Source organism: Flavobacterium endoglycinae (assembly GCF_017352115.1).
Taxonomy (GTDB): Bacteria; Bacteroidota; Bacteroidia; order Flavobacteriales; family Flavobacteriaceae; genus Flavobacterium; species Flavobacterium endoglycinae.
In genome coordinates, this window is the sequence record NZ_CP071448.1 from 4805755 (window position 1) to 4830247 (window position 24493).

The window sequence follows — 24493 nt, forward strand, 5'->3', positions numbered from 1 at the left end:
AACAGGAGGGTACAGGATGCATATAACTTTATGTTCGAGTAAATTGGACGAATTATTTGGTAATAGTGTTAAAAATAAATTTATATATGAATTATAGATGCTTAAAATTAACTGCCTAATAATTTTTTACCAAAAAAAATCAAAATATTAAATAATGCGTTTGAATTCATTTACTAAAATCCTGACTTTCTTTTTAATTATCTGCATTTCGTTTTCTATGAGTGCAGCTGAAATTTGGGTTTCCCCGAAAGGGAACGACAAAAACACAGGAACAAAAGAGAATCCGCTGGCAACAGTTCATATGGCGATGAGAAAAGCCAGAGAGCTTCGCCGTTTAAAAGATGCCTCTGTAAAAGACGGTATTCGTATTATTGTAATGAATGGAATGTATTATTTAAATGAACCTTTATTCGTAAGACCTGAAGATTCTGGAACAGCAGAAAGTCCGACTACAATTGAAGCGGATGTAAATGCAAGACCCATTATCAGCGGCGGAATTGAAATTAAAAACTGGACAAAATCGACAACAGTTATTAACCGACTTAAAAAAGGTGCTGTTTGGGTGGCAGATGCTCCTAAAAAAGCTGGAAGTATTATCGATTACAGGCAATTGTGGGTAAATGGGAAAAAAGCCGTAAGAGCTAAAAATACTGCAGGAACGACAATGGAACGTATTCTTTCATGGGATCATGAAGAGCAAACCTGTTGGATTCCGTTTAAAGATAAATCGGTTAAGTTCGAACCGGGAATGGAAATGTTTATTGTACAATGGTGGTCGAATGCCAACTTGCGTATCAAAAATATTGAAGTTCAAAAAGACAGTGCAAAACTTTCGTTTGAAGAACCAGAAAGCCGTATCCAAAGCGAACATCCGTGGCCAGCGCCGTGGATTTCTAAAAACAATGGAAATTCAGCTTATTTCTTAAACAATGCTTTTTCACTTTTAAACGAGCCTGGAGAATGGTATTTGGACAAGAAAAATGCGAAAATCTATTATATTCCGAGAGCTGGTGAAGAGATTAATTCGGTTACGGTTACTGCTCCCGTTTTAGAAAATTTAGTTGAAGTAAAAGGAACAATCGATTCTCCTGTACATCATTTTAGATTTAAAGGAATTTCGTTTCAATACAGCAATTGGCTTCGTCCTTCGTTGCAAGGTCACGTGCCGTTGCAGTCTGGTTTGTATTTGTTAGACGCTTATAAATTGAAACAGCCTGGAACTCCAAATCAGGCAAATTTAGAAAATCAGGCGTGGGTGGGAAGACCTCGCGCAGCTGTTGAAGTAAATTATTCGAATAATATTCAGTTTGAATCGTGCCGTTTTGAGCATTTGGCATCGACTGGTTTGGATTTAAATAAAGGAACAAATCACAATACCGTAAAAGGAAATTTATTTAAAGATATTGGCGGAAGTGCCATCAATGTCGGCATTTTCTCTGAAGAAGCTTTTGAAGCGCATTTACCTTTAATTATAAAAGATGAGAGAGAAATGTGTTCTGATGAAGTTATTGCCGATAATTTAATTACAAACGTAACCAATGAAGATTGGGGAACTTTGGGAATCAGTGCTGGTTTCGTGAGAAATATTACGATTGAACACAATGAAATTTCGGATGTATCGTACTCTGGAATCGCAATGGGCTGGGGTTGGACACATACGCCAAACGTAATGCAGAACAATAAAATTCTAGGAAATAAAATTCATCACTACGCGAAACATTTACACGATGTTTCTGGAATCTACACACTTTCTGCACAGCCGGGAAGCCGAATCGAAGAAAACTATATTGATAAAGTTTACAATAGTCCGTATGCGCACGATCCGTTTTTATGGTTGTATTTATATACTGATGAAGGTTCTGAAGGTTTTACGATTAAAAACAACTGGATTGCCGAAAAGAAAATCCTTAAAAACCATAACGGTCCTAAAGGAAATATCTGGGAACACAACGATCCTTATGTAAGCACTAAAATTAAAGATGCTGCCGGAATTAGAGTGCCTTACAAAGATCTAGAAAAAGAAGTGGTAATCGACGAAAAATGGGGATTGCAGGAAATGCCAAAACCGTATGCTATCGAATTAATCGGTTCTGATTTTGATATCGAAAAAATCAAATCGACTTTAGTTGGATTCAGAATCGTGGGTCAGGAATTGTACCAATGGAAAAATCATTTGGTGATTTACGGAAAAATGAATCAGCCGGAAAGAACAAAGCGAAAATTGGCAGGTGCTTTTCCTTCTTTAGAAATTAAAATCTATGAAGATCTGGTTTACGATTTCCAAAACTTCGAAAGATGTAAAGATTCTAAACCAGCATCAGATTGGGAAAATGTGGTTTTAACAGCCAATCTTCCTGCCGATGAAAAACTGCAGAAAGAATACGTAGAATATCATAAAACGCAATTCGAGAAATGGCCAGAAGTTGCAAAAGGTTTCTGTAATGCCGATTTCCAACAATTGCAAGTATTTAAAAAAGATCGTCAGTTAATCTTGATCATCAGTATTCCGAAAGGGGAGAATTTGGATAAACTAAATCCGAAAACAACACAAAATAATCCACGTGTGGATGATTGGAATTCCTTAATGAAAAAATACCAAAGCGGAATCGATGGCACAAAACCAGACGAAACTTGGATTTTCTTAAACAAAGTAGAAATGAAATAAATATTATTAGCCACGAATTCACGAATTATTTTTTTACAATCTAAACTGAATATTAATTCGAATTATTCGAAAAAATAATCGCAAAGATTTTCAAAAAATAATTCGTGAATTCGTGGCGGAAAAAATAACTATCAAAACCCTAAAATAACAACCAATGTTAAAAATAGCCATTCTGGGACTTGGAGAAGGACGAAGCACCATGTCGGCGGCTTTAGAAAGTTCAAAATTAGAACTTGTAAAAGTGTGCGACAGAAACGAAGAAATCTGTAAACAAAGAGCCAAAGAATTTGATTTTCATTCTTACACCACCAATTACGATGATTTACTAAACGACGCATCAATCGATATTATCGCGATTTACACGCCAGATCATTTGCACGCACAACATGTAAAACAAGCGTTGTTAAGTGGAAAACATGTGGTTTGTACAAAACCGTTTATCGATGACCTTTCTGATGTTAAAGAGCTTTTAGAATTAAGTAAATCAACAGGAAAAAAGGTTTTCATCGGGCAAAGTTCACGTTTCTTTGAACCAGCCAAAAGACAAAGAGCCGATTACGAAGCAGGATTAATTGGAGACTTAATTACAATTGAAGCGCAATATCACGCCGATCATAGATGGTTTTTAAAGAAAGAATGGTCTTTATTACAGTCGTTTAAATGGCTTTACGGAGGTTTGAGTCATCCTGTAGATTTCATCAGATGGTATTTGCCAAACATTCAGGAAGTAATGGGTTACGGAATGATCAGCGCTAACGGACAATCGGCGGGATTGAAAAATGAAGATACAATGCACTTTATCTTCAAAGCTACAGACGGAAGAATTGCTCGTGTAAGCGGTGTGTATACGTCACCAACTCAGCCTGCGCAACGTGACAGCGGAATGAGTACGATTTTAAGAGCAACAGAAGGAGCAAGCCAAGCCGATTATCACGAATTGCGTTATGCGGTTACCGATAAAACAGGCGAAGAAAAAGTGGTTACTTGGGGCGACAGCACTTTAAAATATTATTTCCGTTTTGAAGGACAAAGTCATCACGGCGGAGAATATCAGAACTATTTAGAATATTTTGTAGACAGTATCGAACAAGGTTTCGAAGCGTATCCAAACATGGAAGAAGGAATTGGAACCGTAGCTTTATTACAAGCAATGGACAAATCGCTGCAAACTGGAATGCCGGTTAAAATTGCCGATATTCTTAACGAATACGGACTATGAACAGTATCTACAATAAATTAACAACGCTTGATTTTGTAATTGTGGCTGGTTATTTGGTCGCATTATTAATCATTGGTTATGTGGTAAGTGTCAAGCAGCGAAAGAAAGACGAAACGCTTTTCCTGGCTGGAAATTCATTAAATTGGTACAGCATCGGGTTTAATATGTGGGGAACCAATGTGGGTCCGTCTTCTTTATTAGCCTTTGCCAGTATTGGTTATGCAACGGGAATCGTAGCAGGAAATTTTGAATGGTATGCTTTTGTTTTTTTACTGCTTTTGGCGATGGTTTTTGCACCACGTTATATTGCGAGTAAAGTAAGCACCATGCCCGAATATATGGGAAAACGCTACGGTGATAGTACCCAAAACATTTTAGCTTGGTATGCTTTGGTGAAAATCTTGGTAAGCTGGTTGTCTTTAGGATTATTCAGCGGAGGCGTTTTAGTGCGTCAGATTCTGGGAATTCCGATGTGGCAGAGCGTTACCGTTTTAGTGATTTTCTCTGGAATTTTCACTTTTGCAGGAGGATTAAAAGCGATTGCAAAAGTCAACGTTTTTCAGATGATTTTATTGATTGTTGTTTCATTAACGCTTTCCTATTTAGGATTGCAGAAGGTTGGCGGAATCGAAGCTTTAGCAGCAAAAACACCTTCTAATTTTTGGAATTTAGTTCGACCTTCTGATGATGCAAGTTATCCGTGGCCGGCTATTTTATTAGGATATCCTGTTGCTGCAGTTGCTTTTTTCTGTACCGATCAATCGATGGTGCAGAGTGTTTTAGGAGCGAAAAATCTAGAGCAAGGACAACTTGGAGTTAACTTTATTGGATGGTTGAAAGTAATGGCGCTTCCGTTATTTATTTTACCTGGAATTTTGTGCTACGCTTTATATCCAGAATTAGGAAGCAACTCTGATTTGGCTTATATGACCATGGTTACGAATCTTTTTCCAAGCGGCATGAACGGATTGGTAATCTGTGTAATGATTGCGGTTTTGGTAGGAACAATTGGTTCTTCGCTGAATGCTTTGAGTACCGTTTTCACGAATGATATTTATGTAAAGAAAATCAACCCGACAGCGACTATTAAAGATCAAATTAGAATTGGTCGCTTAACGATTGCTGCAGGTTGCGTATTTGCAATTCTGATTGCCGTTGCAATTGATAATATCAAAGGACAGAATTTATTTAACATTTTTCAGGCGGTTCTAGGATTCTTGGCGCCTTCGTTATCTGTTGTTTTCCTTTTGAGTGTTTTCTGGAAACGCACGACCAAAAAAGCTGTAAATGCAACGCTTTCTTGGGGTTCTGCTTTTAGTTTGTTTGTTGGGGTTTTATATTTATGGATTTTCCCAGCCGATAAATACCCAGTTTGGCCTCACTTTTTATTGATTTCGTTTTACATTTTTGCTGTGCTTTTAATTGCTGCAGTGGTTATTTCTTTAGTAGATAGAAATCCTGAAGTTAATGTTTCAGATGAAACTGATATTCCTAAAACTAGTAAAAAAGTGAAGTTGTTGTTTGGGCTTTTAGGATTAACAATCTTTGTTTTATATCTAATTTTTAATTTTCATTAATAATAGAAATTGCTCGCAAAGTCGCTAAGACGCAAAGTTTATTTATTTTAAGTTTTTAGAATGAATGCTTTGCGTCTTAGCGACTTTGCGAGATTAAAAAAAACTCTTTTTATCAAAGAATCTAAAACATAGCCCAAGGTTTCAACCTTGGGAAACGTATTATTGCGGATTTGCATTGCGTTCCCAAGGTTGAAACCTTGGACTATGTTCTGAAAAGGATTATAAATAAAAAACAGATAGTTTCTCTAGAATGAAAACTATCTGTTTTTTATGAATTGCTTCCAGTTTTAACTGGAGGTAAAAAGCAAGAATAGAAAAAGGCTTTAGCCAAAAAAGTATAGTTTGGCTAAAGCCTTTTAAACTTTATATTAATCTGTCATTCAGCTAAAGCTGGACGCAATTGAATTATACTATTTAAAATAGCTTTGGGGTGTCAGTATCTTAAAAATGAAACCATTTTTATTATCTAAGACTCTAAACCACTTTTGCTATTTGTGTGTTTACACGAATATTATTAGGAGCGTCCAAACCTGGATTTTCATAAGTTGTAAAATCTAAATTAACACCCGGTCTAAAAATCAAGCAATGTGTTGAACCTCCAAAATGGAACATTCCCAGTTCGTCGCCTTTCTTTACAATGTCGCCGGCTTTTACTGTTATTTGACAGCTAGAAACCTCTGCCATGCCCACAGGAATTACACACATAAGTCCAATCGCTGGATTATCTGCTTCAATAAATATAAGCGCTCTGGTTGCAACGGCTGTTAAAAAAGGCTGTGAATTGTTAGGCGCACTCGAATCAGGTCCGTCTGGATTATAGAAACCTTGATATAGATTTTCTAAATAATAAGTACCGTTTACAATTTCCGTTTTTACGATTCTGCCGTTTACAGGACTATGCCAGCGGTGGTAGCTCAAAGCACTCAAAAAAGCCTGATAAACTGTTCCACCATCAAACTGAGGCGCTAATTCATCAAAATTCATCATGTTTTCTAACGAATAAGGCTGTCCTTTCAACCAAAATTGATCAGACAAAGATACGTTAGTAGCCACTTGTAAAGGTGCCGATTCACATGCGTTTACAATAATCGAATCGTCATTAGGAGCGGTAACAGGGCGTATATTTGCACAAAATAATCTAGTGAAAAAATCGTCCCAACTTTTGAATCCGTAATAAGGATCTGAAGGATTGGACTGAAAAACATCAGAGAATGTAGCGTAGGGAGGAATTGGATTTGGTTCTAAACCTAAAGCTCCTTGGGCAACTTGCATCATTTCAGATTGTGCTAATTCGCTCAACCATGCAATTACGTTTTCTGAAGGATCATTTTCGATCAAAACATATCTTGAATCCTCCGAAACCAAAAATTTAGACCAGTAGTTTAATATCTTCTTTAATTGTTGATTTACCAATGCGTTTGAAAAAACATCATACCCAAAATTAGTTGCCATTGGCCACGCTAAAAGTGCATTGATAGGAAAACCAATCATACCTGCAGGTGTTTGATTTCCGGGAGCACCCGTTTGATAAGCTTCTGGAGCGGTTTGCATGATTCCGTTCAATAAAACAAGGAAATCTTCAAAAGTTACAGGTTCTGGTTCCCAAGGTAGAGGTGTTTGTTTTTTTAGAAAATGCGCTTCGGCAAACATTCCCTGTACATTGGCGTATAAAACAGGATCTGAGTATACCAGATTTTGGAAATCGGCAATTTCAGGAATGAGCGGTGATGGATTCTTTTTGGTAAACTCCTTTATTTTTAGTGTCCAATTTTCAATAATTTGGGGATCTTGGGGTAACCAGCTTCCCAATAATTGTTTTGCCTTGATAAATGTAGTTGTTTCCATAATTTTTTAGGTTAAATTAATAACGAAGGTATTTTAGAAAACAATTTAAAAAGATTAATTAGTTATAAAAGCTTGATTTTGTGTTATGAAGCGCTAATATTGCTGATAGGAAACTAATATTTTAGCAAAAGAAAGTTTTATTGGATTTCTTAAGATTTATTAAATCTTTTCGAAAATAAATTCAAACATAGCCCAAGGGACACGTATTGTTACGGATTTGCATTGCGTTCCAAGGTTGAAACCTTGGGCTATGTTCTGAAAAGTATTGTAAATAAAAAGCAAATAGTTTTCTAAATCTATCTGTTTTTTATGAATTGCCTCCAGTTTCAACTGGAGGTATAAAGTAAGAATAGAAAAAGGCTTTAGCCAAAAAACGTCTAGTTTGGCTAAAGCCTTTTGAGCTTTAATTAATTTTCATCCAGCTAAAGCTGGACGCAATTCAATTACAATATTTAAAGTAAACTTTGCGTCTTAGCGACTTTGCGAGATTAAATTATTTCTCAGTATTTTTTCTCCCTTCAATATTCGGCAAGAACCCTGTAATAACTCCAATCAAAGGTAAAAACGCACAAATTTTAAATACATATTCTATACTTGTGGCGTCGGCGATTTTTCCTAAAACAGCAGAACCCAATCCGCCCATTCCGAAAGCAAATCCGAAGAAAAGACCCGCTACTAAACCAACTTTTCCCGGCATTAATTCCGTTGCGTAAACTAAAATAGCAGAGAAAGCAGAAGAAAGAATCAATCCGATAATTACAGATAAAGTTCCAACCCAAAATAAAGAAACATATGGTAACATCAAAGTAAAAGGCGCAACTCCAAGAATAGAAACCCAGATTACATATTTTCTTCCAAAACGATCACCAATTGGTCCGCCAATTAAAGTTCCTGCCGCAACAGCTCCAGAGAACAAGAATAGATATACTTGCGATTGCTGAATTGAGATATGGAATTTATCAATCAAAAAGAAAGTATAATAGCTCGTAATACTGCTCATGTAGAAGTATTTTGAGAAAATCAAAACCAATAGAATAACTAACGAAACAATCACACGGTTTTTAGATAAATGATGTGTTTCAATTTTCATCGCTGCTTTATTCGCATTTCTTTCAGATAAATGTGCTGTGTACCAAATGGCAATTCTGTACAAAGTAAAAACGCCAATTAAAGCAATAATGCAAAACCAAGCTACATAACTTTGTCCGTTTGGAATGATAATAAATGCGGCTAATAAAGGTCCGATGGCGCTTCCTGCATTTCCTCCTAATTGAAAAATAGACTGCGCCAATCCTTTTTTTCCTCCCGAAGCTAAATGCGCTACACGTGAAGATTCTGGGTGAAAAATTGAAGATCCAATTCCGATTAAACTTACTGACATTAGTAAAAACGTAAAGTTAGAGGCAATTGAAACCAGAAATAATCCCGTCATTGTAAAACACATTCCGATTATTAACGAATAAGGTTTAGAATTTTTATCAGTATACATTCCAACAAATGGCTGAAGGATAGAAGCTACGATTTGGTAAGTAAACGTGATGATTCCGATTTGTGTAAAGCTCAATTCGAAATTATCTTTAATAAGCGGATAAATTGACGGAACTACAGCTTGTAAAAGATCATTGATTAAATGCGAAAAGCTGATTATAAAAAGTATCGAATACGTCGTTTTTTTTATTACTTCTGGTTGTACTTTAACGGTTTCCATGAGTTATTTTTGGATTAATTTTAATTTTAGAAATTATAGTGGCACTAATTTTTTACAAAATTGAAACAAATAAGAATGTCAAAATTGCTATATTTGGACAATGAATAGTCAATATCGGACATATAGAATGGCCACGGATTTTGGATATCAAATTGATTCCTCGATTCCTGTTATTGGTTATACCGAAATGGTAACCAACGAAATGTGTATTTCACATTCACATCCAAGAGGGCAATTAATCTATGCAACGCGTGGTGTAATGAATGTTGTGGTGGGCAATCATATCTGGGTGGTGAATCCTCTGCAGGGCTTGTGGCTTCCTGGTGGAGTAGAACATCAGGTAACGTTTCAGAAAGACGTCAATTATTATAGTGTTTTTATTGATCCGTCTGTGATGAAAGGATTGCCAGAGAACAGTTTTTCATTTGATATTCCGATGTTTTTGAAGCAATTGGTTTTTAAAATCATTTCTTTTGGAACAAGCGGCAATTTAACAGATTCGCAAAGAAGGCTAATTGCCGTTTTTCTGGATGAATTAGCTTTAATTGTTCCAAGCGCCACTTTCCTGCCAACCACAAATAACGAAAGACTTCAAAAAGTTGTTGAACTATTAATGAGTGATATTTCAAGCAAACAAACAATCGATTATTATGCTGAACTTTCGTTTATGAGCAGTCGAACGTTATCGCGTTTGTTTATAAAAGAACTAGGAATGAACTTCAGCGATTGGCGCACCCGAATGAAATTACTGGAAGCCATTAAAAGATTAGGTGAAAAGCAATCGATAAAAGAAATCGCGCTTGATTTAGGTTACGAAACGGCCAGTGCTTTTATTTATATGTTTAAAAAGCATTTGGGTACAACGCCTTCTAACTATATTTTAGAAGATGAAAATGAATCTGAAAAGCTTATTGCTTAGATTTTAAATGTGCAATTGAACGCTGATGAAACGGATTCGCTATCGCGAAAACGCGGATTGATGCGGATTTTTTATTTTTTAAACACATAGAATCATAGTCTTTCTTATGTGTGAAAAAGGCGTTTCACTTATCTAAATACACATAGCCATGTGTTAATGACTAGTCATCTTTTGATCGGCTCTAAATTCTTTAAGTATTTAAAAAATCTATGTTTCTATGTGTTTAAAAAAAAGGACAAAATAAAAAATCTGTTTTTATCAGCGTTTTTACGAAGTAAATCCGTTTTCATCTGCGTCCCATAAAAATCGTAACATCATTTTTTTTAATACTAAAAAAGTGATAACTCGTAATTTTTCCCTTAAAAAATTATCAAATAGTAGTGTTTTTTATGAAATAGCAGGATAGTACAGGGTGTCAAATGTGACGAGAACACTTATCTTTAGTCCCAAAATACACTTACTATGCTAAACCGCTTTTCCATTTTTAAACTTTTATTGGTTCTTATTATTTTCTTTCCTTCTGTTTCCTTGTCTGCTCAAGAGAAATCAAAAGAAGCGACATGGATTTGGTACCCAGGCGATTTCGAAGTTTGGTTAAGCAATAAAATGCAAGTAAGACGTACAGAACGCGAAGCAGTATTTCCGCCACTTTGGCAATATTATAGTCCTTATGCTTTGGTCACTTTTCAAACCGAAGTAGATATTCCAAAACCAGATGAAGTAAAAATCTTCTCTGAAGGACCTTTTCAATTGCTTTTAGATGGTGTTCAGGTTTACGGACAGCCAAAATCCATAAAAATTCCAGCCGGAAAACATAAAATTTCTTTTAAAGTTTACAATCAAGAAGTCTTGCCAGCGATTTATATTTCTGGTCAATATGTAAAATCTGATGCTTCTTGGAAAGTAACCAACGAAGATAAACTTTGGATTGACGAAGCTGGAAAAGCACAGCAATCGGGTACGCCATGGGTTCCTGTTGGTTCTTGGAATTTTAATTCACCAGAAAGTAAACCTTCAGGATTCAAACTAACAACAAAACCTTTAAGTGCAAAAAAAGCAGAAAAAATAGCAGGTGGTGAATTGGTCGATTTCGGAAAAGAAACTTTTGGATATATTAAAATCCACGGTTTAAAAGGAAAAGGCAAGGTCGCACTTTATTATGGTGAATCTCGTGAAGAAGCTTTGGATTCTGCTAAATGCGAAACATTAGATCATTTATCTTTTGATGGAAATCAGTCTGAAACGTATACGAATGATGGATCAAAAGCATTCCGCTATGTTCAAGTACAAGCAGATGCGGGCGTAAAATACGATTCGATTTCGATGCTTTATGAATATCTGCCATTAGACTATCGTGGCGCATTCAAATCTTCAGATCAATTATTGAACAAAATTTGGGACGTGTCGGCTTATACGATGCATTTAACTGCTCGCGAATTTTTTATCGACGGAATCAAACGTGACCGTTGGGTTTGGTCTGGTGATGCATATCAAAGTTATTTGATGAATTATTATTTGTTTTTTGATTCGCCTTCGGTAGAACGAACGATGTCAGCACTTCGCGGAAAAGATCCTGTAACGGCTCACGTAAATATCATTATGGATTATTCGCTGTATTGGTTTGTGGGTGTTTATGATTATTATTTGCACACAGGAGATACAAAATTTATTAAAACTTATTATCCAAGAATGAAATCATTGATGGATTTCTGTTTAGAGAGAAGAAATAAAAACGGATTTCTAGAACCATTAGAAGGCGATTGGGTTTTCATTGATTGGGCTGACGGGTTGCCAAAAACAGGAGAAGTTAGTTTTGAGCAAATGCTTTTGGCAAGAAGTTTAGAAGCGATGGTCGTTAGTGCTGAAATCGCTGGTAAAAATGAAGACCAAAAACACTATCAAAAATTAGCTGCTGATTTAAAAACTAATTTATTTGATGTCTTTTGGGATAAAAAAGAAAACGTGATGAAGCACCAGCGTATCGACGGTAAAATGCAGAATATTGTAACCAGATACGCTAATATGTTTGGTATTTTCTTCAATTATTTTACTGAAGAACAAAAGCAAAGTGTAAAAAATAAAGTGTTACTGAATAAAGATGTTCTTCAAATTACAACGCCATATATGCGTTTTTACGAGTTGGAAGCCTTATGCGCCATGGACGAACAAAAATTTGTACTAAATGAAATTCGTGATTATTGGGGTGGAATGCTGAATCTTGGTGCGACATCATTTTGGGAAAAATACGATCCAAAACAAAGCGGGAAAGAACATCTGGAAATGTATGGTCGCCCTTACGGGAAAAGCCTCTGTCACGCTTGGGGGGCAAGTCCGATTTATTTGCTTGGAAAATATTATTTGGGTGTAAAACCAACTGCTCCAGGATATTCGGAATATGAAATTAAACCAAATTTAGGTGGTTTAAAATGGATGGAAGGAAAAGTACCAACGCCAAATGGAGAAGTTGCTGTGTATTGCAGCACCAAAGAAATAAAAGTAAAAGCAGGTGAAGGAGAAGGAAAACTAATTTTTAAAAGTGCAAGCAAACCAAAAACAAATTCTGGAACAATTACAGAATTAGGAAAGAATAGATATCAATTGATCGTAAAACCGAATGTGGAGTATTTAGTGAGTTATAAAGCGATTTAAGTTCTAAGTTAAGTTTATCGTTACAGTATGTCATTGCGAGGAACGATGCAACCTCACTAATAATTACGCAATGTTTTATATAGCAAATGTGATTGCTTCGTTCCTCGCAATGACGCAAAAACTCAAAAAAAAAATAAAAACCAATGTTTTCAATAAGTACCAAATACAATTTCAAATTAAACACAACCATTTTCTTTGTGCTGGCATTCTGCATTCAAGCAACAACACAAAACGCATGGAAACCAGCATCATTTGAAATCGTAAAATCAAATTACAAGACTTTCAAAACCAGTCAGTATGCACACGTTTTTTCGGGAAGCAAACATAATATTGTTCGTTTAGCTCCAGAATTGCAAGGTTTGACGGGAATTGAATTGCCTTTAGATAAATATAAAAACGGAACAAATGCTCCGTTACAATTAAAGTTTAAAGAACCAGTTACGGTTTTGATTGGTGTTTTTCAGGAAAAGAGTTCAGAATATCTCCAAGCAAATCAAATTGGAAATAACAATGAGATTATTTCAAATGGAGTAACCATTACAGGTTTACCGCCTGTTGATGTCTATGCGATTCCTTATGGAAAAGGAATTCATACTGTTTTACCAAATCAAAAAGGATTGTTTGCTGTTTTGGGAGTTTTAAAAATCAATCAACAGCTGAATGCAAGAGATGCTAAATTACCAGACGGGAGGCTTTGGAATCCAACATTTATCGTAGAAGGATTTTCAGATGAAAAACCGCTTTTTGAAATTATCGGAGGAGAAAACAAACCCGTTATTGATGAAGGAATGTCAGGAACTGAAGGAATCCAAGGAGGTTTTGAAGGCGGGCGCGTGGTAAAAGTAGGAGATACCTATCATATGTTTCCAACTGAAAGGGCAGGTGAAAAAGGAGTTGATTATTATTACGATCGTGTAAAAACCAAAATCGGACATTGGACAAGTAAGGATGCCATTCATTGGAAAAGAGAATCTACTATATATCAAGCAAGCGGAACTTACGCCGTAACCGAAGATGATAACCCAATGAACGATCGTCGTGCTGCAATTTGGTCGTATATGCCAGTTTTTAATGAAAAAGCAAACAAATGGTACGGCTATTATTTGGCGTATACGGTGAGTAAAGAAATAGAACCGAATCACTCATTTGGAAGAATCTGGCGTTGCGAATCGACGGTAGAAGGAATCAACGGAATCGGAGGTCCGTACAAAGATATAGGAATCATTATGGAACCAGGATTAGATTCTCAGCCATGGGAAGGACGTCAAGGTGTAGCTTCTTTTTTTCCGTATCAAGTAGGCGACAAATATTTTGGATTTTACAGCGGTGCGTATCCGTTTAATTCTTGGGTAGATTATCCAAAGAAATCAGGAAAAGGCTGGTTTGTGGCTTTGGCCGAATCCAAAAGTTTAGAAGGGCCTTGGTTGAGAATGAACAAAGGTTTGGAGCCAATTAAAACCATGCATCCGCTTTTTGTTGAAAATCCAATTGTCAGCCAATTGCCAAATGGTTTGTACATCGCAATTTTTGACGGAGGTCCAGACGGCTGGTCACATCATTTACCAAACATGATTGCCTATTCATTATCAGCAGACGGTATTAATTGGTCAGAAGCACATTATTTGCCAATCGAAACCAAAGTAGATAAATGGTGGGATATTATGAGAACTCCGCTGTGTCTAATCCCAGAAGGAAATGACGTTTACACCATAGTTTATAATGCAATCGATTTGAAAAGAAGATTTCACCCAACAGGAATGGTAAAAGTAAAATTGAACAAAGACGTGATGGAGTCGAAATTAAAAGAATTGAAGAAGTAAGACGGGGTAGAGGAAAGAAGCAAGATGCAAGATTGTTAAGAATAGAATATAGAAAATAGAATATAGAGAAAAGAAACTTTGCGCCTTAGCGACTTTGCGAGAGCTAAAAATCTAAGCTTAAAAATAATCTCGCAAAGACACAAAGTCGCAAAGAAAAAATAAACTTAGAGTCTTAGAGCCTTTGTGGCAAAAAGCAACCAAAAACATAGCCAAGAAAATGAAAATTAAATATCTTCTTATTACTGTTTCAGCGCTTTTTATAAGCAGTTGCGCAACCAAATACAAGAAAAGAGAAATTACCGATGGCGTAATGCAGGAAATTTACGAAGAAGTAAAAACTCCCTACAAATACGGTTTGGTGATGGTGCCAACTGACAACTCTTATAAAATGGATTGTCCGAGCGTTTTTAGAAAAGACGGAAAATGGTACATGACCTATTTGATTTATGACGGAAGAGGTTATGAAACTTGGTTAGCAGAAAGTGATAATCTTTTGGACTGGAAACATCTAGGAAAAGTAATGTCGTTCTCAGAAAATGAAAAACACTGGGATGTTAACCAAAAAGCAGGATATATTTCGTTGCAAGACTTAACTTGGGGCGGAAGCTACGAATGGGAAAAATACAATGACAAATACTGGATGAGTTATTTTGGTGGAGACAGCAAAGGTTACGAAGCAGGCGTTTTATCAATCGGAATAGCTTATACGAAAGAAGCTCCGACAAAACCACACGAATTTCAAAGATTAGAAAATCCAGTTTTAACACCAAAAGATAAAGATGCTAAATGGTGGGACAATAGCACAATGTATAAAAACAGTGTGATTCGCGATAAAGATAAAGTAACAGGACACAATTTCATCATGTATTACAATGCCCGTGGTGACAGTATAAATCCTGCGAAAGGTGCAGAACGCATTGCGATGGCAGTATCAAACGATATGAAACATTGGGAGCGCTATGGCAATAAACCTTTAATCAATCATCATAAAGGAATTTCGGGTGATGCGTATATTCAGCGTATTAATGATACTTGGGTAATGTTTTATTTCGGAGCTTTCTGGACGGGTTGGAATCAAGGTGCATTTAACCGTTTTGCCGTTTCAAATGATTTAGTAAACTGGACCGATTGGAAAGGTGAGGATCTAGTGAAATCATCTGAACCTTACGACGATTTGTTTGCGCATAAATCTTTTGTGGTAAAACACGATGGCGTTGTGTATCATTTCTATTGTGCGGTTAACAAAGCAGAACAAAGAGGAATCGCAATCGCAACTTCTAAAGATTTAGGAAAAAGCAAATTGAATTTTGTGGCGCCGCCGGAGAAGAAAGTGAAAAAGTAGTTATGAGTTATGAAGAATAACTAGCACTCTTAACGAAAAATGGCTCTGATAGGAGTCTTAGGTCGGTAGCAAAAAGATTAAGCCAATGCAAGTTTGTCCTGTAGGGACAATTGAACCAAATAATAATGAAACAAAATATAAAACCAATGTTAGCGTCAAAAACAAAATACAAAAATCCATTTTTCAAATTTCGATTTGCGACGTTTGCATTTTACATTTTACTATTCACGTTTTACGTAGCGCAGGCACAATCCGTAACAGGAGAGCCTGCAGGAGTTCCAGAACTTCATAAAAAATACGAATTTGCGCCGTGGGAAGATCCAACAATAACAAGCATCAACAGACAACCGTCGAGAGCAACAGCCTATTCGTACACAAGTGTTGAAGACGCTTTAAAAGGCGACAGAACCAAAAGCAGAATCCAAATGCTAAATGGCGATTGGAAGTTTAAATACGCAGTAAACTTAAAAGAAGCATCAAAAGATTTTTATAAAAATACCGTTTCAGGTTGGGATAAAATCGAAGTGCCCTCCAACTGGGAAATGAAAGGGTATGACAACCCAATTTATAAAAGCGCCGTTTATCCGTTTAGACCCATAAATCCGCCTTATATTCCTAAAGATTATAATGGAGTTGGTTCTTACCAAAGAACTTTCACCGTTCCTGAAAACTGGAAAGATATGACAGTTACACTACATTTTGGTGCCGTAAGTTCAGGTTTTGAAGTTTGGCTGAACGGAGAATTTTTAGGATACGGAGAAGATAGTTTTTTACCTTCAGAATTTGATATTACACCTTATTTAAAAGCAGGAGAAAATATAGTTTCGGTTCGTGTAATTCGTTGGACAGATGGTTCTTACTTAGAAGATCAGGACCATTGGCGTATGAGCGGCATCCAGCGTGAAGTTTTCATTATGGCGGAGCCAAAATTACGTATTCAAGATTTCTTTGTTCAAACCAAATTGGACAAAGAATACAAAGACGCGATTTTCAAACTGAGACCAAAAGTAGAAAATCTGACAGGCGAAAAAATCAAAGATTATACGATGAATGTTCAATTGTACGATGCGAATAATACGGCAATATTCAAAGAACCGCTTCAAAGGCCTGTGATCGATTTAATCAACGAAAGTTATCCTCGTTTGGACAATGTTCGCTTCGGATTCTTCCAAGAAAATATTAAAAATCCTAAAAAATGGAGTTCAGAAGAACCGAATTTGTACACTTTGGTTATTTCGATAAAAGATAAAAACGGAAAGGTTACAGAAGCCAAAAGCTGTAAAGTCGGTTTTCGTTCGATTGAATTTTCGAAAGAAAACGGAAAAATGCTCATCAACGGAAAAGAAACGTATGTGTATGGCGTAAACCGTCACGATCACCATCCAACAAGAGGAAAAGCCGTTACGAGAGAAGACATTAAACAAGATATCACGACGATTAAGAAATTCAATTTCAACTTCATACGTACGAGCCACTATCCAAACGATCCTTATTTCTACGAATTATGCGATCAGTACGGAATCATGGTAATGGATGAAGCTAATCAAGAAACCCACGGAATTGGCGGTAAATTAAGTAACGATCCACAATGGACAAATGCTTATATGGAGCGTATGATCAGAATGGTAGAACGTGATAAAAACCATCCGTCTGTGGTAATGTGGAGTTTGGGTAACGAAGGTGGAAAAGGACCAAATCACGCAGCAATGTCGGGTTGGGTTCACGATTTCGATATTACGCGTCCCGTACATTATGAACCAGCACAAGGAAATGCAAAATTAGACGGTTACATTGACCCGCTTGATCCGAGATATCCAAAAACTATCGATCACGCTTACCGATTCGAAAATCCGCAAGATGATTCGTATGTTGATATGGTCAGCCGTTTTTATCCAGGCGTTTTCACACCGAAATTTTTAGTAGATCAAAAGAAAGATGCACGTCCTATTATTTTCGTAGAATATTCTCATGCGATGGGGAATTCAGTTGGAAATTTAAAAGAATTATGGGATGAATTTCGTTCGCTTCCAAGAGTTATTGGAGGCTGTATTTGGGAATTTAAAGACCAAGGATTGGTAAAATATGATTCTAGATCAGGTCAGAATTATTTCGCTCATGGCGGGGATTTTGGAGAAAAATTTCATGACGGAAATTTCAATACAAAAGGAATTGTTGATTCTAACGGAAAACCAAAAGGTTCGATTTTTGAAAATAAATGGGTCTATCAGCCAGCGATTTCGACTTTAAAAGGAAATCAATTAGAAATTAAAAATCGTCAGGCGGTTAAATCTTTAGAAGGATATATTCCAGTTTTGAAAGTGTTGGAAAACGGAAATGTAATCAAAACTCAGATTTTAAAACCTTTAAAAGTAGAAGCAGGACAATCGACAACATTAGATATAAGTGGATATCTTCCAAAAATGAAAAGCGATGCTGAATATCTTTTAAATATTGAATTTCAGCTTTCAGCAGATGAACTTTGGGCTTCAAAAGGATATGTGGTTGCTGAAGATCAATTTCAGTTGAAAAAGAAAGAAGCTTCAATTGATTTTAGAAATGAAAAAGATTCAGCGTATAAAACAACTGAAACAGATTTTGATTTCCAAGTTAAAGGGAAATTTTTTGAAGTAAAAATCAGCAAAGAAAATGGAGCTTTAACTTCCTATATTTTTAAAGGGGAAGAACAAGTTTTTGCTCCTTTACTTCCAAACTTTGTTAGACCTTTAACTGATAATGATAAAAGAGGATGGAAGTCCCAAAAATTATTAAAACAATGGTACAAAGCAAAACCAAAAGTTTTAAGTACAACAATGGGAATTGGAATTGATGGTACTGTAATTACAAGTGAATATGAAATTATAAAAGACAGTGCGAAAGTGAAAGTTGCTTATAAAATCAATGAGAATGGAGTTATAAAAGTAGATTACAGCTTAAAAGCTTCAGACAAACTGCCAAACCTTCCAAAAATCGGAATGCAGATGGGAGTTCAAAGAAAATTCGATCAGATTTCGTGGTACGGAAAAGGGGAGTTGGAGAATTATAGCGACAGAAGTTTCGGCTCATTTGTTGGTAAATATTCGCTTCCAATTAATGACTTTATCGAACATTATCCAAAACCGCAAGAAAACGGAAACCGATGTGATGTAAGATGGATGGCATTGACAACTCCGCAAAAAAATCAAGGTTTTATGGTAGTTAATGATGACAAAGTTTTAAGTATGAGCGCTTGGCCTTATACACAAGAAAACTTAAGTGCATCAGGTCATACGTATGATTTAAAAGATCCAGGATTTTTGACGTTGAACATCGATTTAATGCAAATGGGAGTTGGAGGAAACGACAGCTGGACGATTGTAGCACAGCCAATTGAACAATATCAAATTAAATCAGGAAATTATCAATACAGTTTTTATTTAATGCCTTTCAACGGTTCGAAGAATCAGTTGGAAAGTAGTTTGAAGAAGTTTAAGTATTAGATTAATTGGCAATTAAAAATTGAGAATTAAAAATTAAAGATATAGTTTGTCATTTCGACGTAAGGAGAAATCACACGCGGGATTCGACACAGATTGAAGACAAACGTTGAGGAGTTTCTAGTGTGATTTCTCCTTACGTCGAAATGACAAAAATGCGTAATACTAACAAATTATCAAACATAGCCCAAGGTTTCAACCTTGGGAAACGTAATGTAAAATCACGTTTCGTCCAATGGTTGAAACCATTGGCTATGTTATAAATATACCAAACCCGAAAGTTTCAAAAACCTGTTGGGTTTACAAACGAAATAAAACGATTAAAATGTTTCAAAAAAAACACCTCTTTTTTATCCTTCTTCTCGCAAGCTTCGTCTCTGCGCAGGAAGTCCATAAAAAAGAATCATTTCAGCCAACACTAGAATCCTCCAAAACTTGGGTGTATTGGTATTGGATGAAATCGGCCTATTCTAAAGCAGGAATCACAGCCGATTTAGAATCCATGAAACAAAACGGAATTGCAGGCGCTTATTTAATGACCATTAAAGGGCCAGCGAATCCGCCATTGATAGATCCGCCGGTTTTACAGCTGACGCCTGAATTTTGGGATATGATTCGTTGGGCTTTCAAAGAAGCGGATCGTTTAGGTTTGAAACTCGCTTTTCACGGAGCCGACGGATTTGCGGTTGCAGGTGGCCCATGGATTAAACCTGAAATGTCGATGCAAAAAGTAGTTTGGTCAACGACAGAAATTTTAGGAGGAAAAAAAGTCGCTTCAAAACTGCCAGTTCCAGAGCATTATAAAGATTATTATAATGACATTGCGGTTTTTGCTCTTCCGATAAAAGAATATCAAACGACTTCTCAGATTCAAATGCCAAAAGTAACGACATCAAACAATTCTGATGCTTCGTTTTTGGCTGATCCGAAGAAAGACGAAAACTTCAAATTTGCAGAGGCAGGTTGGATTCAGTACGAATTTGTACAGCCTTTTACCTGCAAATCGATTGTAATTGAAACCAAAGGAAGAGACTATCAGGCACAGCGTTTAATTGTGGAAGTGAGCGATGATGGAGTTCATTTTAAGTTCCACGAAAGATTGATCGCGCCACGTCACGGCTGGCAGGATATGGATTTTCCAAATACGCATACGATTACGCCTGTTACAGCAAAATATTTCAGATTTGTTTATGATCCAATTGGAACAGAACCAGGAGCAGAAGATTTGGATTTTGCGAAATGGAAACAAAATCTGAAAGTGAGTAAAATTACACTTTCAAATCAATCCTTAATTAATAATTACGAAGGAAAATCAGGATCAATTTGGCGTTTGACTCCAGAAACAACGGAGAAAGAAATTCCGAATTCAGATGCATTCAAAAAATCAGAAATTATCAATATTTCGAGTTTTGTGGATGCTGATGGAAATCTAAATTGGAAAGCGCCAAAAGGAAAATGGAAAATTATCCGAATGGGACATACTTCTACAGGTCATGAAAATGCAACGGGCGGGGCAGGAAAAGGGTTGGAAGTAGATAAATTTAATCTCGAATTAATTCGTTTTCAACTAGATCATTGGTTTGGAGAAGCCGTTCGTTCTGCTGGTCCTGAATTGGCTTCAAGAGTTTTGGCAATTCTTCATTTTGACAGCTGGGAATGCGGAAGCCAGAACTGGTCTTCGGTTTTTCAGGCTGAATTTAAAAAGAGACGCGGTTACGATATTGTCGAATATCTTCCTGTAATGGCTGGAATTCCAATAGAAAGTGCTGATTTCTCTGAGAAAGTTTTATACGATGTTAGAAAAACAATTGGCGATTTAGTGGCAGATAATTTCTACGGAACTGTCGCTCAAATTGCCAAAGAATATAACGTTAAGTTAAGTTCTGAAAACGTTGCGCCAACCATGATGAGCGATGCTTTATTGCATTATAAATATGTCGATTATCCGGGTGGTGAATTTTGGCTGAAAAGCCCAACACACGACAAACCTTTTGATATGGTGGATGCCATTTCGGGCGGACATATTTATGGAAAAGATATTATTCAGGCGGAATCTTTCACGGCTTTGCGAATGGATTGGGACGAACATCCAGGAAATCTAAAAACAACAGCAGACCGAAATTATGCTCTAGGAATCAACCGTTTATTTTATCACGTTTTTGTACATAATCCGTGGACGGATAGAAAACCAGGAATGACTTTAGACGATATCGGAACTTTTTTTCAAAGAGATCAAACGTGGTGGAAACCCGGAAAAGCTTGGTTTGACTATTGCCAGAGAGTACAATTTCAATTGCAGAAAGGAAAACCTGTAATTGATTTGGCGGTTTTTATTGGCGAAGATTTTCCTTCACGTTCATTTGTGCCAGATCGTTTGGTGCCGTTTATTCCGAATGTTTTTGGAAAGGAAAGATTGGAAAGCGAGAAAACCCGTTTAGAAAATGAAGGTCAGCCGACTGCAAAAATGCCGAAAGAAGTGACGTATTCTAAAAACATCACTGATTTGTCGCAATGGATTAATCCGCTTAATGGTTATCAATACGATTCCTTTAACGCTGATGTTTTAATCAATAGAGCAAAAGTCGTAAACGGAAAAGTAACTTTTGATGGCGGAATCGAATATGGAGCTTTACTGTTTCCGGGAAGTCATAAAATGGCGCCAAATAAAATTTTGTCTTTGGCTTCCGCCGAAAAAATCCTGCAATTACTAAAAGATGGAGCGACGATTTTTGTAGATGAAAAACCAACTATTCAGCCAGGAATTCAATCAGAAACAGATCAAAAGAAATGGCAGAATTTAATTGATGAAATTTGGAATAACGCCAATTCATCTTATTGGAAAATCGGAAAAGGAACGGTTGTCAAATTGCCTTATTTAGGAAACGATTTTGCTTCAATCGGAATCACACAAGATGTTTATTTTCCAAATCTAAACAGAGCTGATTCAGAAACGATTGCTTGGGCGCACCGAAAAGCAGATAACGAAGAAGTATATTTTCTTTCGAATCAAAAAGAACAAAAAAGAACATTTGAGGCTTCATTTAGAATAGCTGGAAAAATGCCACAATGGTACAATCCTGTTACGGATAAAACTTCAGCTTTAACCAATTGGGAAATAGAAAACGGAAGAACAATTGTTTCCTTAACTTTAGAGGCAAACGAATCTGGTTTTGTGATTTTTAAAGAAGAAACGAAAGAAGTTTTAGCTCAAGGAAAAATAGCCGAATTTGAAAAAGTTCAGGTTTTAGATGAAAACTGGGAACTTCAATTTGATCCAGAATTTAAAGGCCCGAAAGAAGTCGTAAAAACAAATAAACTTTTTGATTGGAGCACTTCTGAAAATGACCAAATTAAGTATTATTCAGGAACTGTAGTGTATAAAAAAGAGTTTGTTTGGAAAGGAAAAGATACCAGGAAAATCTGGCTCGATTTAGCAGAAATTGCCAATATAGCAGAAGTTTCCATCAATGGAAAAGACTGCGGTACCCTTTGGACTTTTCCATTCAAAACAGATATTTCGAATGCCTTACAAAATGGAAAAAATACAATTGTAATAAAAGTAACGAATACGTGGGCGAACCGATTAATTGGCGATCAAAAACTGCCAAAAGAAGATAGGTTGACATGGACAACAGCGCCATTTAGATTGGAAGGAAATCCATTGCTAAAAGCGGGATTATTGGGACCAGTAAGTATTGTAAAAGAAAAATAATTTTTTTTCGCCACGACCCGAGCGATAGCGAACGGACGAAGTAATTCACGAATTTTTTATTATCAGATTTGAGATTAATTTGTGAATTCGTGGCTAATAAAACACAACGAAAATGAGAAATTCAATTATTGCATTTGTGGTTGCTTTATCAAGCCTTCAAATCAATGCAAAAATCAAAATGCCAGCATTGTTTACAGACAATATGATGCTGCAACAAAAATCAAACGCACCAATTTGGGGCTGGGCAGAAAAGAATGCCAATGTCACGATCAAAACATCATGGAATTCTAAAATTTACAAAACAAAAGCCGATGTTTCTGGTAAATGGAAAACAGCATTGCAAACGCCAACAGCAGGCGGACCATTTACAATTGAAGTAACAGAAGGAACAGAAAAAGTAATCATCAAAAACATTTTAATTGGTGAAGTTTGGCTTTGTTCAGGACAATCTAATATGGAAATGCCGTTAAAAGGTTTTCAGGGACAGCCAGTTAAAAATGGAAACGAAATCATTATAAGATCAACCAATAAAAACATTCGTTTAATTACGATTCCGCGTGCAACGGTTTTGGAACCAAAAGACGATTTCGAAGGAAAATGGGAAGAAGCTTCTCCAAAATCGGCCTCCAATTTTAGTGCAACGGCTTGGTATTTCGGATCGCTTTTACAAGAAGTTTTAAATGTTCCGGTTGGATTGATTCACGTTTCATATGGAGGTTCAAGTATGGAAGCATGGATGAATGCGGAAATGCTGAAAGATTTCGCTAGCGCTAAAATTCCGACCACAAAAGAAGAATTGGCAAAAGACCCAAATCGTGTTCCAACGACTTTGTTTAACGGCATGCTTTCGCCTGTAATTGGTTACGGAATCAAAGGCTGTATTTGGTATCAGGGAGAATCAAATTACGAAAGAGCAAGTGAATATACCGCTTTAATGAAGAAAATGGTAAGCAGTTGGAGAACAATGTGGAATCAAGGAGAATTTCCTTTTTATTTCGCTCAGATTGCACCTTTTAATTATGCTTCATTTCATCCAAAAGATTATTTGGAAAAATACAATTCGGCTTATTTGAGAGAGGCGCAGTTTAAGGCTTCTAAGGAAATTCCGAATTCGGCAATGGCAGTTTTAATGGATGTTGGAGAAGAAAATAATATTCATCCAATGGACAAGGAAAAAGGAGGAAACCGTTTGGCTTTTCAAGCTTTGGCAAGAACTTACGGAATGGAAGGTTTTGAATTCGAAAGTCCGAAATACAAAAGCATGGAAATCAAAGATGGCGCTGTAACAGTTTCTTTTGATCATGTGGCCAACGGAATTACGTCTTACGATAAAGAAGTGACAGGTTTTCAAATAGCAGGAGAAGATAAAGTTTTTTATCCTGCAAAAACGGTTGTAAGGCGAAAATCGGTGGTTTTGACTTCTGATAAAGTGACTAAACCCGTTGCAGTGCGTTATTTATGGAAAGATTTCGCTAAAGCGGAATTATTTAGCGCAGGAGGTTTGCCGGTTTCTTCGTTTAGAACTGATGATTGGTAAAATTTTTAAACCATATAAGTTATATAA

The 24493-nt window shown here is 36.4% G+C and carries 12 protein-coding genes; 10 read left to right on the forward strand and 2 right to left on the reverse strand.

The window, feature by feature from the left end; genetic code table 11:
- Nucleotides 1–154: 154 nt before the first annotated feature.
- From J0383_RS20930 to J0383_RS20940, 3 genes are all read left to right on the forward strand, one after another.
- Entirely contained in the window at nt 155–2665 is a 2511-nt protein-coding gene (locus tag J0383_RS20930) for a right-handed parallel beta-helix repeat-containing protein (protein ID WP_207295891.1), read from the forward strand.
- 154 nt (nt 2666–2819) lie between these two features.
- On the forward strand, nt 2820–3884 hold the full coding sequence (locus tag J0383_RS20935; RefSeq protein ID WP_207295892.1) for a Gfo/Idh/MocA family protein: 1065 nt from the start codon (nt 2820–2822) through the stop codon (nt 3882–3884).
- Nucleotides 3881–5461: a sodium:solute symporter gene (locus J0383_RS20940; protein ID WP_207295893.1), complete on the forward strand. Its 1581-nt coding sequence runs from the start codon at nt 3881–3883 to the stop codon at nt 5459–5461. The genes J0383_RS20935 and J0383_RS20940 overlap by 4 nt, the downstream gene beginning before the upstream one ends.
- 474 nt (nt 5462–5935) lie before the next feature.
- Here J0383_RS20940 and J0383_RS20945 read toward each other — a convergent pair whose 3' ends face one another.
- The gene (locus J0383_RS20945) at nt 5936–7306 is read right to left on the reverse strand and encodes a phosphatidylserine decarboxylase family protein (RefSeq protein WP_207295894.1); all 1371 of its coding nucleotides are present in this window, start codon (nt 7304–7306) and stop codon (nt 5936–5938) included.
- 493 nt (nt 7307–7799) lie between these two features.
- The gene (locus tag J0383_RS20950) at nt 7800–9014 is read right to left on the reverse strand and encodes an MFS transporter (RefSeq protein ID WP_207295895.1); all 1215 of its coding nucleotides are present in this window, start codon (nt 9012–9014) and stop codon (nt 7800–7802) included.
- A gap of 100 nt (nt 9015–9114) precedes the next feature.
- Here J0383_RS20950 and J0383_RS20955 point away from each other — a divergent pair, with 100 nt between their 5' ends.
- From J0383_RS20955 to J0383_RS20985, 7 genes are all read left to right on the forward strand, one after another.
- Complete coding sequence (locus J0383_RS20955) at nt 9115–9933, forward strand: AraC family transcriptional regulator (protein ID WP_207295896.1); 819 nt, start codon at nt 9115–9117, stop codon at nt 9931–9933.
- A gap of 462 nt (nt 9934–10395) precedes the next feature.
- Nucleotides 10396–12582, forward strand: coding sequence for an alpha-L-rhamnosidase-related protein (locus J0383_RS20960; protein ID WP_207295897.1), 2187 nt, complete (start codon nt 10396–10398; stop codon nt 12580–12582).
- Nucleotides 12583–12725: 143 nt separating this feature from the next.
- Complete coding sequence (locus J0383_RS20965) at nt 12726–14402, forward strand: glycoside hydrolase family protein (protein WP_207295898.1); 1677 nt, start codon at nt 12726–12728, stop codon at nt 14400–14402.
- 217 nt (nt 14403–14619) lie between these two features.
- Nucleotides 14620–15744 carry a glycoside hydrolase family protein gene (locus J0383_RS20970; protein WP_207295899.1) on the forward strand — a complete coding sequence of 375 codons (1125 nt, stop codon included), beginning with the start codon at nt 14620–14622 and terminating at the stop codon, nt 15742–15744.
- A 125-nt stretch (nt 15745–15869) separates the two neighbouring features.
- Entirely contained in the window at nt 15870–19220 is a 3351-nt protein-coding gene (locus J0383_RS20975; protein ID WP_239023124.1) for a glycoside hydrolase family 2 TIM barrel-domain containing protein, read from the forward strand.
- 322 nt (nt 19221–19542) lie between these two features.
- The gene (locus J0383_RS20980; protein WP_207295900.1) at nt 19543–22929 is read left to right on the forward strand and encodes a glycosyl hydrolase; all 3387 of its coding nucleotides are present in this window, start codon (nt 19543–19545) and stop codon (nt 22927–22929) included.
- 112 nt (nt 22930–23041) lie between these two features.
- Nucleotides 23042–24466 carry a sialate O-acetylesterase gene (locus J0383_RS20985; protein ID WP_207295901.1) on the forward strand — a complete coding sequence of 475 codons (1425 nt, stop codon included), beginning with the start codon at nt 23042–23044 and terminating at the stop codon, nt 24464–24466.
- The last annotated feature ends 27 nt before the right edge of the window (nt 24467–24493 follow it).